Genomic DNA, 11,779 nt, shown 5'->3' with positions numbered 1-11,779 from the left:
CCTTATTCATTTTACCTTATCTATATTTTTCATATGCTCTACTCACAATGCATGCGGTGACATAACAGCTATAAACACATCACTTCTCTCACCTGGTGCCATATACATTCCTTCTGCATCCTAAATATTCAACGGAAAAGGCTGCTAGCTCATACGCCATTTCTTGATCGCATTCAAAAAGTGGATTTATAAAAACCTCACTTCCTGTAATCTTTTGTAAATCTTTCAAACAGTTAGACTTACTTCTTGCATAATCAGCCACATTCTCATTAGCCCAAGACCACATCCAACTGTTACTCTTTCCAGACCAAGACCCTATAAAAACAACACTAAATTCAAGTAACACTTGACCATTTTTTTTAAACTGTAATATACATCGATCTTGATCATAACAATACTCATCAAAGTTATAGATATTATAATCCGAAATGAATTTTTGCTGTTTACTTTCTAATTTGTCATAATACATAACAAGATAATTCTCGAATTGTTCATCCGTCATTGCCAATTATCACACGCTCCCTTCATTCAAGATCTCACTACAAACAATATATCTTATATCTTACTCTCTCAAAACCTATATAAAGTGAAACTTTAATTAGTCCTTACCAATCGGGCTTTTACCGGTAGCCCCCCGCCCACATATCATATACCTTTCTACCACTAAGATATCTTAATATATACAAAGAAAGAAGAACTTATATAAGCCCTTCTTTCCATAAATAGTTTCTTTACTCCGTCTAATTTATTTTATCACGATAATTAAATTCGCTATTACACAAATGCACCCCAACCATCTGTATATCCACCAAACTCTTCACCCAGTTTATTCAATTCCTTTTGCATCTCTACGATATCCTCATAAATTAAGAACATTTCTTTAGAACAAGTACATGTCCAATCTTCAAATTCTTCATTATAATCTAACTCACAATTTAAGCCCAGCGCTTGTAGTCTGCCAATTATTTTTTCTCCATTACCTTGATCAGGAATTGCAATAAAGAAATCTACTATATGTTTTTTATTAAAATCTATACCTTGTTTATATAATATATTTAATACTTGTCCATCTTCATCTTTTGGGAATTTCATTATAATACCCTCCTGTATACCATTAAAACTCTTATTTTTATGCGAATAATGCCTCTTATCCATAAAGCTACCAAATTCTATCCCTTTACAGACACTAAAATCATCATCTACAACATTACTTTCTGCAAAAGAGAACTACTTTAATCTACACAATGTTTCTATAAAACTTATTGTAATTACATCCCCACAACTAAAAATATTTAGGACCTCTAAATATTAAATAGCAGAAAAATCTTCAATTAGACCTTGCAGTAGCTTTAATTTTAATTCTTTTTTGTTCATATAATTCCTTCCCGTTCTCTATTTTGATTTATCCCACGAGGATTAGATACATGTCCTATCCTATATATAAAGAAAAAAGAGCCTATATTCGCTCTTCCTTCATACAAACATTTAACAAATGCATCTTTCTAACCACTAACTTTTCTGGTGATATATTAATAGCCTCTAAAAGCAAACTGAATATACATGTATGTACCAACACCATAAACAACAAAAGCAACTATAGTAATTAGCCAATTTTCACGAGTTTTTTGTACATACTTCGAGCATGCCCAAAAAAGAAGTAAAATAATTAATTGAATTGCAGTCACTTTTGAGACAGCAATTATAGTAGTTTCTGTAACATATAATATCCACACTCCTAGAGACATACGTATGATTGGAATAATAAACAAAAACCTATTCTTACTAATACTTTCTTTAATATCAAACAGATAATTTTCTTGAAAAAAAACGACCAATGTTAATATAAGACTTAAACTCAAAACTATAATAAACTCTAAAAATTCTAGAAACGCTATCCACATCAACAATTCCCTCTTTCTTTTCCTATAGCATAAGGTTCATTGTAAATTTTTAATGCAGCTATTCTATTTTTACTAGAAAGATTCAACAATCGTTTTGCATTCACATCATACTAATATGTAACATTACCATGCATCTTAAACTACCATTAATTTGTTATCAACATTATACCGATACGTAACAAGAATCCTTTGCTCCATATTTTTTTAATTACGTTGATATTCCTTCAGCATACACCATATTTTTTGGGATAGATTCAAAATACATAGAATTTAAGATAGTGTCATGGTTATGCGCCAAACGCCCTAATGCCTTCACTCTTTTTTTAGGTGAAGTTAGTTCAAAAATAATTCTATCCTGGATTTTTTTTTAAAAAAACTCCTAACTATGAGTTCTTCATATTCTTTATCCATGTATCTTTTATCCTCCTATATTCTTAAAGTTACCTTTTCTGAAAAATATAAGTGGTGCGACATATATATATTAATTAACTTTGGATATCTCCAGTATCTCCTTGCGCTAAAAAAATCATTTAATTACCTCTTATTATTTTCATGTTGCATAAATATCGAAATTATTACTAGCAATTGTTAAAAGCGCACCATCATATTGAATAAATGCACACGCCGATGATGGAACTAATTCGATTTGTGGTACAACACATTCTCCCATTAAACACTTCATCAATTTACTTTGATTTATTTCCTCTAGTTTAATACCAACGCTATTTCCTAAACTGATAATAGCAAAAGTATTTTCTATACTTACACCATAAAAATACTTGATTATATATGATACTTCTGTCCTTGGTATAGAATCAAAAACAAAGAAAATGTTCCTTCTTCCCGAATCAAAAACTGTGTAGGAAATGTTTTTAGACTCTATTTCTTCTTTCACATTTTTTTCCTCAGATTTATCTACATGTACAATAAACTGATTAATCCTCTCTTGAACAAGTAAACTTAAATTATCAACATTACGATTATAATCATCAAATAAATCTGTTTCATAAATATCAGTTATATTACTAACACGGTATATATTTGCATCTTCAATACGTTGAACCTTTTCGAATGTAAACTCCATAATACACCTTCTTTTCTCTCAAAGTTATATTTATCCCTATTCCATCCTACTATTCTCATTTAATAATATTAAGTTTATCTATTCCTATTTGTTTTTATAAATCAATAATAATCTAATTCTCCTCACAGAGAATCCGCTTTTCACCTTATAATACGCTACTTGTAGAGTACGCATACCGTTCCCTTTTCCATATCTGTTTCGTATAACGGATTAATGTTGTCTCCATTTAAATCAAAATTCCGAATTATAGGCATTTAAATCCCTAGCTTCTTTAAAGTAATTTCTAAATTTATCATCAATATTTATATCGTTACTTAATAACAACATTAAACTGGAATCCCAACAAACAATTTCAATTTTTGCTTGAGGGTGCTGAATATTTGGACTTGGTAGAGCCCTTCGTTTCCATTTGCATAGGGCTCTACAAGCAAATTATTAATATCAATGTTTATAGATTTATCAAACGCAGATAGTACACCCCAAATAAATTGAGGATTATATTTCTTTACGAGATTTGAAAGATCTTCACCTGCTATCCAAACTATTGGATGCGACATTTTAGGATAATCTCGGATAAGTTTCTCTTCCTGCTGTGCGACAATCTCCATGTCTGTTATAAGCCAATTAAACTCTTTTTCCCTACCTTGAAATGAGTCAAAAACGGAAGCCAAAACTGTATGTTTAGATCCATGTAAAATGAAGTTCATTCAATCCCTCCAATTAGTAACAATCGATAAGTTAGCCTTCTTGAACTTATTATGTGTAGATAATTAAACAAATACCAATGAATACTGTTACTATACACAATATAATAGTTGTTGCAGTATCTAGCAAAATGCTTACGGCTAGGAAAATTATTGATTTAAGGGCAAAAGAAGGTCCTTTTTCTTTCCATTGCCGATAGATTTGTATCATTGCATAAATTAATGGAATCATACCACCTATAATCAGAATAATCCCTATTATTTTCTCCATGTTTCCTCTCCTTTTAAAGATTCGAATCAATAAATATACTATATAATCATACGCCCTCAGAATATATCCTTATATTTTTGGAGTTATTCTACACATGCAAAACTCTCTAATCATAGCTACGCTCGTATTAAGCGCATTGTTAAAAATTATATAATCTTTCATTCTGTAATTAACGGAACTTTCCATCTGCTAAAAACGTTGCCATACAGCTTAACATTTTCTAAGGTATTAAATTTCCTAAGATATCAATTAGCTCTTCTAATGCTCTTCCCAAATCGTTTATATTGTCTCGTTCATCAAAACCTTTCTCCATTAATTCATGTACTATAATATCTCTCAATTTATTTATTTTTTCAGTTTCTATCATACTTAAGTCTTCATAAACATTTAACCATAGTAAATGTTTATTTTGTGATTCTAATGTCTGTTTCAATAAAATCTGCATCTCTTTATTTAATTTAAACAACCTTATCTTCTCCTTTCCCAGTTTATTTTGAACCCTTAGCAAAAGTTGTAATTACTTTACCTTTTTTATTTAAAACTACTACAGCCTGTTTACTAGTAGATTTAGCTCTACCACCACTTTGTATAACTTTTTCGCCAGTTTTAACGGCATTTAAAATGGCCTTAGATGATACTCCTACACCATTACGACTAATTGCCTATACCATTTCTTTTCTTTCATAAACTCACCTCGCTGAAATATTTTTTAACACAATAATGTTACATATCCAAATCTAAATAAAATAAAGAGTAAAGTAAATACAGTTTAAAAATAAATACATCTATCATAAAAAAGAAAAGACGATTTCTTTTCTCATTTATGCTTGTAGTATCCCAATCCGATTTAACGATTGATAAAATAAGACAAGGGCTTTTTTGGAATCATCGGTTAAACTTGCAATTTAGTTGAAGAAGGAACGTAACTGGTGATGCGGAAAAACGTAGTATATAGAAGACTATGTAAGGAGTTTGTCATATGATTGATAACAGAATTTCGAAAGATTATGATCATGAAATAGATGATTCTTTAAAAGAAATTACAGATACAACCATCTTACTTAATTTTCAAAAAGCGATTGTAAGTTTATACCCTCATCTAATACCAATTCATGCTTTTGCCTATGACGCATGGGATGATATTGTAATGCCATTGTTTTATGAAATGGTATATAAAACTTTTGCTTTTAAATACGGGATAGATATTAACTTTAAAGAAACTCATACCTATATGTTTTCGCTTAATAGTTATAAAGGAATACATCACATCGAGTGTGTTCCAAAGTGCACGACATTTAAGATTTATATTAACGAAGAATGGATTGAAATGGATAATAAAAGTTTGAAAGAAAATGTATTTGTATTTAAGTCATTTGGGGATGGATTGCATTTTCTAACTGGTGGAATTGAAATTGAAGATGCTTATCGTGTAGGATTTGACCTTGTTGAGGTTGATATTGTTTCTACCATAACAGGTCTTCCATCTAAAACAAGTATTTTTATTGATAAAGAGCATGTAGACTTTGTGTTTGTTGCAGAAACATATGATACAAATATCCAAAATTAAAAATTTTATGTAAGAACGTAGGAAGAATATCTTCATTACTACTCGTATCAAATAGTTGTTTGAACACGCTCCGCTATTATATATACAAACTTCCGACTACATTTCATATGAGAAAAAGTTATTACGATAAACAAAGAAAAGGCCTCCTAAAATATTTTTTAGGAGACCTTTTCTTATTAATAGATTTTGTAATTTAAGAGTAAACACTCTTAAATTACAAAATCTTCCGGAATAAACACCTTCACTTCTTTCGGCTGTACGTATACAACATCACCCGCTTGAATGCTGAGATGCTTGAACTGTTCTTTACTTATTTCTGCTTCTAAGTACTCATCTGTTCCATCTCGTTTTAATTCTACATATACGACAGGTCCGACTGCGTGAGAATAAGATACTTTTGCTGGGATTGCATCTATGCTTTGTTTCGTACGAGAGATTGATAAGTCATGCGGCCTTACGTAGGCTATTCCGTCTACGTTGGAAACGTGCTTATGCTCTGGTGCTTCTAGTTCGACCGATCCTACATTTAGCTTTCCTTTATGAACGCGCCCGTGAAATAAATTTACATTTCCTAAAAAGTCATATACAAACGGACTTGCTGGGTTTTCATATACTTCTTCCGGTGTTCCCATTTGTTCAATGCAACCTTCATTCATTACAACGATGCGGTCTGCAACGTCTAACGCTTCTTCTTGATCATGTGTTACGAATACGCTCGTAATTTGAAATTCGTCATGTAATTTTCGGAGCCATCTTCGTAATTCTTTTCTCACCTTTGCATCGAGTGCACCGAACGGTTCATCGAGTAATAAAATTTTCGGTTCGACTGCAAGTGCCCGGGCTAGTACAATACGTTGACGTTGTCCACCAGATAATTGCGCTGGATAACGTTTAGCAAAGCCATCCATTTTTACGAGCTTTAATAATTCTGTTACCTTTTCTTCTATCGCTTCTGCTGACGGTCTTAAGCTTTTCTTTCTTACTTTTAAACCGAAAGCGACATTCTCAAATACATTCATATGTTTAAAGAGCGCATAGTGCTGAAAGACGAAACCGACTTGCCTGTTTTTCACGTGAATGTCTGTTAAATCTTCTCCATCAAATGAAATAGAACCTTCATCCGCTTCTTCTAATCCTGCAATAATGCGTAATAACGTCGTTTTCCCAGAACCTGACGGGCCTAATAAGGCAACAAGTTCACCTTTTGGAATATCCAAATGAATGTCTGTTAGTGCTTGAAATGTACCATATTGCTTGGATACACCTTGAATTTGAATACTCACCGTAATCCCCCTCTTATTGTCGTTTTTCCATTCGCCATTCAATCCAGTTTTTTATAACGAGTGTAAACACTGCAATTAATGACATTAACGTCGCTACTGCAAATGCTGCTGAAAATTGATATTCATTGTACAAAATTTCAATATGGAGCGGCATCGTGTTCGTAATGCCACGCACGTGACCTGATACGACAGAAACGGCTCCAAACTCACCGATAGCACGGGCATTACATAGAATCATGCCGTATAAAAGACCTCATTTTATATTTGGAAGCGTAACGCGCCAAAACATTTTCCAGCCACTTGCGCCAAGTGATAAAGCTGCCTCTTCTTCACTTTTCCCTTGCGCCTGCATAACCGGAATTAATTCACGTGCAACGAACGGGAAGGTTACAAAGATTGTTGCGATAATAATGCCTGGTACAGAGAAAATGAGTTTCACTCCATGTTCAAGTAACCATTCGCCAAGAGCACCCCTCGGTGTGAAAAGTAAGACGAATACTAATCCTGCGATAACTGGTGACACAGCAAACGGCAGTTCAATAAGAGAGAGTAATACTTGTTTTCCTTTAAACTGAAACTTTGTAATAAGCCATGCCGCTGCGATTCCGAATACCGTATTCAGCGGTACAACGATTAACGCAACGAGAAGCGTTAATCTAATTGCTGAAAATGCTTCTTGATCTGTAATAGCGGCAATGTATACATCCATCCCTCTTTCAAAGGCTTTTAGAAAAATAGTTATGAGTGGCAGTAATAGAAAGAGAGATAAAAATAAAACTGTAATCGTAATTAATATGCCTGGTACAAGCTTAGATTCTTTTTTAGCTGATACGCTTTTTACTATTTTCTTTTCTAATAATGTTGGTTCCATTTTCTCTCCCCCTATTCACTTTTTAGTTCATGCCTTCTACTCCAGCTTTGAATCATATTAATAAGAAGAAGGAAAAGGAGGGAAATAATAAGCATCACGGTCGCTACAGCTGTTGCCCCCGCGTAATCATATTGTTCTAGTTTTGTCATAATCATGAGTGGTGCAATTTCTGTTTTCATCGGCATATTACCTGCGATGAAAACGACAGATCCGTATTCTCCTAATGCTCTTGCAAATGCGAGTGAAAAACCTGCAAGAAGAGCGGGAAAGATTTCTGGTAAAATGATTTTCACAAATATTTGCAAGCGGGATGCACCTAAGCTCGAAGCTGCCTCTTCTACTTCTTTATCAATATTTTGCAGCACTGGTTGCACCATTCGAACGACAAATGGTAAACCGATAAAAGTAAGCGCAACGATAATTCCGAGTGGTGTAAAAGCTACTTTTATATGCAACAGACCAAATATTTTCCCAATCCATCCATTTTCCGCATAAAGCGTTGTAAGTGTAATACCAGCTACAGCTGTCGGAAGTGCAAACGGTAAATCAATGAGTCCATCTAATAGTCGTTTCCCTGGAAACTTGTAGCGTACGAGCACCCAAGCTATTAATAAACCGAAAATGGCATTTACAATAGCAGCTGCAAATGAAGTTGTAAAACTAACTTGATAGGAATGCAACACACGCTCGTTCGTTATAACCCCAGCGAACTTCTTCCAACCTAACTGTGAAGTTTGAATAAATACGATAGAAAGTGGTATAAGTACGAATAAGCTCATGTACAACATTGTAAATCCAAGCGATAATCCAAACCCTGGTAAAACACGCTTCTTCCTCATCCTCTTTCACCTCATCCCCCTTTAGCAGTACGCATTATTTTTGATAAATTTTATCGAATACGCCGCCGTCATTAAAGTGTTTTTCTTGTGCTTTTTTCCAGCCACCAAATAGTTCATCTACTGTACATAATTGAACTTTCGGAAATTGAGATGCATATTTTTCTGCTACTTTTTCATTACGCGGACGATAAAAGTTTTTCGCCGCAATTTCCTGTCCTTTTTCTGAGTACAAATATTCAAGATACCCTTCTGCTACTTTTTTCGTTCCTTTTTTATCAACGACTTTATCTACAACCGCTACTGGTGGTTCTGCAAGTACACTAATAGAAGGGGTTACAATTTCAAATTTATCTTTTCCAAGCTCTTTTTGGGATAATAACGCTTCATTTTCCCATGCGATTAATACGTCACCAATTCCTTTTTCAACAAATGTTGTCGTTGCTCCGCGCGCTCCTGAATCTAATACTTCTACGTTTTTATAAATTTGGCTAACAAACTCTTTCGCCTTATCTTCACTATGATTATATTTTTTCAATGCGTATCCCCACGCCGCTAAATAGTTCCAACGTGCTCCGCCTGATGTTTTTGGGTTTGGTGTAATGACAGACACACCTTTTTTCGTTAAGTCATCCCAGTCTTTAATGCCTTTCGGGCTTCCTTTTCGAACAAGAAATACAATTGTTGACGTGTATGGAGTGGAATTATTCGCAAGTCGCTTCTGCCAATCTTCTGCTAATTGTTTTTTCTTGCTAATGGCATCAATATCATAAGCAAGTGCTAGTGTAACAACGTCTGCTTCTAAGCCATCAATAACAGAACGCGCCTGACTTCCAGATCCCCCGTGTGATTGTTTTACATTTACTGTTTGCCCGTGCTTCTCTTTCCAATACTTCGCAAAATCTTTATTAAAATCTTGATATAACTCCCTAGTTGGATCATAAGAAACATTTAAAAGCTCAACTGTTTTTTTATCCCCACTTCCTTCAGAATTACTAGTGGATGTTGCCGAACCACACCCTGATAAAAGTACAACTGCTGATAATAAAACACCTGTACTTTTCATAAACGCTGCCTTACCCCACTTTTTCATCGTTAAGCCCCCTTAGTTTATACAATAGAAAAAGGCACACAATATATTCACAAATGTGAACATTGTGCGCCTTCAGTTTATCTGATTAGCTTCTAATGTATTGTATTCGATTTCTTTTCATTTTAATTTTGTAATTCATATGTGTCAACTTGGATTTTAAATTTTTTTGCTAAACTAAAATATTGGCATACTTCGAGCCCAATGATTTTTCAAATCAGCAAATTCTTTTGGTAACTTACTATTTTCATTCCATTCTAATTTATATGCATTTACTAACACCGTAGCCATTGATTCACGGTTCATTACTCCATTTTGATTAAAATTACCGTTCTTATCATTTTCAGAGTTCATCCATAATTTTGCAAATAAGATATTGCACTCGCCGTAAGCGTTAATCCCTTCTGTTCTATGTATATCTCCTCCTTGTTGGTCATATGAAGCTTTAAATATATGGCACCACAGCTTAATCAATGCACAAAAAAATGAGGCAACCACCTTCAAAGATGGTTGCCTCATTTTTACACTTGCATCGCTTTCTCTCTCAATGCTCTTCTTAACAACTTACCAGTCGTATTCTTCGGTAATTCTATTAAAAACTCAATGCTTTTCGGCACTTTATATTTCGCTAAATGTAACGTACAGTAATGCATTAGTTCTTCTTCTGTTACGTTCGTTTGTTTCAGAACGACGTAAGCTCGCACTGCTTCTCCTAAGTTTTCATCAGGAACACCGATTACAACAACTTCCGCTACTGATTCGTGCGTATATAATACTTCTTCTACTTCACGAGGGTATACGTTATAACCGCCAACTAAGACGATATCTTTTTTACGATCAACGATATAGAAGTAACCTTCTTCATCCATTTTCGCCAAGTCACCTGTATATAGCCAGCCGTCTTTCAATGTCGCAGCTGTATCTTCTGGTGCATTATAGTATCCTTTCATAACGTTAGGTCCGCGAACGATTAATTCACCGACTGCGCCGACAGGTACTTCTTCCCCAAGTTCATTTACAATTTTATTTTCTACATGCCAAATATTTGTGCCAATCGACCCTGGTTTACGAGGACGATCTAGCGGATTGAAACAAGTAACTGGTGATGCTTCTGATAAACCGTATCCTTCTGAAACAATAACGTTAAAACGTTTTTCAAAGTTTTGCAGAAGAGCAACAGGCATCGATGCACCACCGGAAATACAAAGGCGAAGCGTCTTCACATCTTCTGCGCTTGCTTCTTCAAATAAATATAAATAATTGTACATCGTCGGTACGCCAGCAAAGATCGTTGGTTCATACGTACGACAAATACGGAATACTTCTTTCGGACTAAATTTCGGTAACATTAAAATCGTTGCCCCGTTCACAATCGGTGCATTTACCGCAACTGTTAAACAGAATACATGGAACATAGGCAGTGCCGCAACAACGCGGTCATCAGCCGTATATTGTAAATACGAAGCCACATCGCTCGCATTACTATATAAATTTTTATGTGTGAGCATAGCGCCTTTCGGTTTTCCAGTTGTGCCCGAAGTGTATAGGATAACCGCTACATCTTCTTCATCTAGTTCAGGACCTTCGTAAGTTGTATCTCCAGTCCCCACAAAACTAGTAAACGTTTTCATTTTTTCGGTTTCTGTATGGTTAAAATCTGATGAGGTTTCGCATATGATGATGTTTTCTAATGAAGGAAGTCTTGTTGTAAGAGATTGTATAACAGGTAGAAGGACGTCGAGTACGATGATTGTTTTTACATCTCCATTTTGTAAAATATAATGCATTTCGTCTGCTGTATAAATTGGATTAACTGGAATAACAGTTGCTCCGGCTTTCATTGTTCCGTATAAACCGACCAAAAAATGTGGTGAGTTCCCAACAACTAATGCGACATTGTCCCCTTTTCCAATGCCCATTTCTGCTAAATTGCTAGAAAACCTTGTGACCATTTTGTTTAATTGGTCATATGAGACCGACTGATCCATAAATATATAAGCCGGTTTATCCCCCTTCTTTTTTGCCGTTTCAGCCAAAGATTGAACGAGATTCACAAAAACCCCACCTTTATAAAATTTAGAATATTTAAAAATTCTAAATTAATTATATTAAAAGAAAATTAAAGTGGCAAGTGATATTCTATTAACTGCATATAGACAGCTCACCTTCTCT

General features: G+C 34.4%; 11 protein-coding genes and 3 pseudogenes. 1 reads left to right on the top strand and 13 read right to left on the bottom strand.

Annotation, left to right across the window (positions count from 1 at the left end; all coding sequences use genetic code 11):
* Nucleotides 1-42: 42 nt before the first annotated feature.
* The 7 genes and pseudogenes from ACTFN4_RS26895 to ACTFN4_RS26865 form a co-directional block, all read right to left on the bottom strand.
* A pseudogene (locus ACTFN4_RS26895) lies at nt 43-508 on the bottom strand (DUF6882 domain-containing protein).
* A gap of 266 nt (nt 509-774) precedes the next feature.
* Nucleotides 775-1,092 carry a ribonuclease E inhibitor RraB gene (locus ACTFN4_RS26890; RefSeq protein WP_059304025.1) on the bottom strand — a complete coding sequence of 106 codons (318 nt, stop codon included), beginning with the start codon at nt 1,090-1,092 and terminating at the stop codon, nt 775-777.
* A gap of 437 nt (nt 1,093-1,529) precedes the next feature.
* Nucleotides 1,530-1,901, bottom strand: a complete 372-nt coding sequence (locus ACTFN4_RS26885; RefSeq protein ID WP_074553938.1) for a hypothetical protein — start codon at nt 1,899-1,901, stop codon at nt 1,530-1,532.
* A gap of 550 nt (nt 1,902-2,451) precedes the next feature.
* Nucleotides 2,452-2,985 (bottom strand): hypothetical protein, encoded by a 534-nt coding sequence (locus ACTFN4_RS26880; protein ID WP_000397230.1) that lies wholly within the window; start codon nt 2,983-2,985, stop codon nt 2,452-2,454.
* 231 nt (nt 2,986-3,216) lie between these two features.
* Nucleotides 3,217-3,692, bottom strand: a pseudogene (locus ACTFN4_RS26875) (hypothetical protein).
* A gap of 49 nt (nt 3,693-3,741) precedes the next feature.
* A complete protein-coding gene (locus tag ACTFN4_RS26870; protein ID WP_000411162.1) occupies nt 3,742-3,960 on the bottom strand; it encodes a hypothetical protein in 219 nt (72 codons plus the stop codon).
* A 220-nt stretch (nt 3,961-4,180) separates the two neighbouring features.
* Entirely contained in the window at nt 4,181-4,426 is a 246-nt protein-coding gene (locus tag ACTFN4_RS26865) for a hypothetical protein (protein WP_000475565.1), read from the bottom strand.
* A gap of 513 nt (nt 4,427-4,939) precedes the next feature.
* Here ACTFN4_RS26865 and ACTFN4_RS26860 point away from each other — a divergent pair.
* On the top strand, nt 4,940-5,527 hold the full coding sequence (locus tag ACTFN4_RS26860; RefSeq protein WP_000566764.1) for a hypothetical protein: 588 nt from the start codon (nt 4,940-4,942) through the stop codon (nt 5,525-5,527).
* A gap of 209 nt (nt 5,528-5,736) precedes the next feature.
* Here the strand turns inward: ACTFN4_RS26860 and ACTFN4_RS26855 are convergent, their stop codons facing one another.
* The 6 genes and pseudogenes from ACTFN4_RS26855 to ACTFN4_RS26830 all read right to left on the bottom strand — a co-directional run bounded on the left by ACTFN4_RS26855 (nt 5,737) and on the right by ACTFN4_RS26830 (nt 11,661).
* Nucleotides 5,737-6,810 carry a sulfate/molybdate ABC transporter ATP-binding protein gene (locus tag ACTFN4_RS26855; RefSeq protein ID WP_439963082.1) on the bottom strand — a complete coding sequence of 358 codons (1,074 nt, stop codon included), beginning with the start codon at nt 6,808-6,810 and terminating at the stop codon, nt 5,737-5,739.
* A gap of 13 nt (nt 6,811-6,823) precedes the next feature.
* A pseudogene (gene cysW, locus ACTFN4_RS26850) lies at nt 6,824-7,681 on the bottom strand (sulfate ABC transporter permease subunit CysW).
* 11 nt (nt 7,682-7,692) lie between these two features.
* Nucleotides 7,693-8,520, bottom strand: coding sequence for a sulfate ABC transporter permease subunit CysT (cysT, locus tag ACTFN4_RS26845; RefSeq protein ID WP_439963081.1), 828 nt, complete (start codon nt 8,518-8,520; stop codon nt 7,693-7,695).
* A gap of 34 nt (nt 8,521-8,554) precedes the next feature.
* Entirely contained in the window at nt 8,555-9,610 is a 1,056-nt protein-coding gene (locus ACTFN4_RS26840) for a sulfate ABC transporter substrate-binding protein (RefSeq protein ID WP_439963079.1), read from the bottom strand.
* A gap of 174 nt (nt 9,611-9,784) precedes the next feature.
* Nucleotides 9,785-9,961, bottom strand: a complete 177-nt coding sequence (locus tag ACTFN4_RS26835) for a hypothetical protein (protein WP_001986183.1) — start codon at nt 9,959-9,961, stop codon at nt 9,785-9,787.
* A 167-nt stretch (nt 9,962-10,128) separates the two neighbouring features.
* Nucleotides 10,129-11,661, bottom strand: a complete 1,533-nt coding sequence (locus ACTFN4_RS26830; protein WP_001055178.1) for a fatty acid--CoA ligase family protein — start codon at nt 11,659-11,661, stop codon at nt 10,129-10,131.
* Nucleotides 11,662-11,779 lie beyond the last annotated feature (118 nt).

Source organism: Bacillus cereus group sp. MYBK95-2 (assembly GCF_051915225.1).
Classification (GTDB): domain Bacteria; phylum Bacillota; class Bacilli; order Bacillales; family Bacillaceae_G; genus Bacillus_A; species Bacillus_A cereus.
The sequence above is the reverse complement of the archived record's forward strand: the minus strand, read 5'-3'. Positions and strand labels throughout refer to the sequence as shown.

What these genes read in the sequence shown, in the direction of transcription:
- ACTFN4_RS26890 (WP_059304025.1), bottom strand. Translation starts at nt 1,092, where the DNA reads ATGAAATTCCCAAAAGATGAAGATGGACAAGTATTAAATATATTATAT.
- ACTFN4_RS26885 (WP_074553938.1), bottom strand. Translation starts at nt 1,901, where the DNA reads ATGTGGATAGCGTTTCTAGAATTTTTAGAGTTTATTATAGTTTTGAGT.
- ACTFN4_RS26880 (WP_000397230.1), bottom strand. Translation starts at nt 2,985, where the DNA reads ATGGAGTTTACATTCGAAAAGGTTCAACGTATTGAAGATGCAAATATA.
- ACTFN4_RS26870 (WP_000411162.1), bottom strand. Translation starts at nt 3,960, where the DNA reads ATGGAGAAAATAATAGGGATTATTCTGATTATAGGTGGTATGATTCCA.
- ACTFN4_RS26860 (WP_000566764.1), top strand. Translation starts at nt 4,940, where the DNA reads ATGATTGATAACAGAATTTCGAAAGATTATGATCATGAAATAGATGAT.
- cysT (WP_439963081.1), bottom strand. Translation starts at nt 8,520, where the DNA reads ATGAGGAAGAAGCGTGTTTTACCAGGGTTTGGATTATCGCTTGGATTT.
- ACTFN4_RS26840 (WP_439963079.1), bottom strand. Translation starts at nt 9,610, where the DNA reads ATGAAAAAGTGGGGTAAGGCAGCGTTTATGAAAAGTACAGGTGTTTTA.
- ACTFN4_RS26835 (WP_001986183.1), bottom strand. Translation starts at nt 9,961, where the DNA reads ATGAACTCTGAAAATGATAAGAACGGTAATTTTAATCAAAATGGAGTA.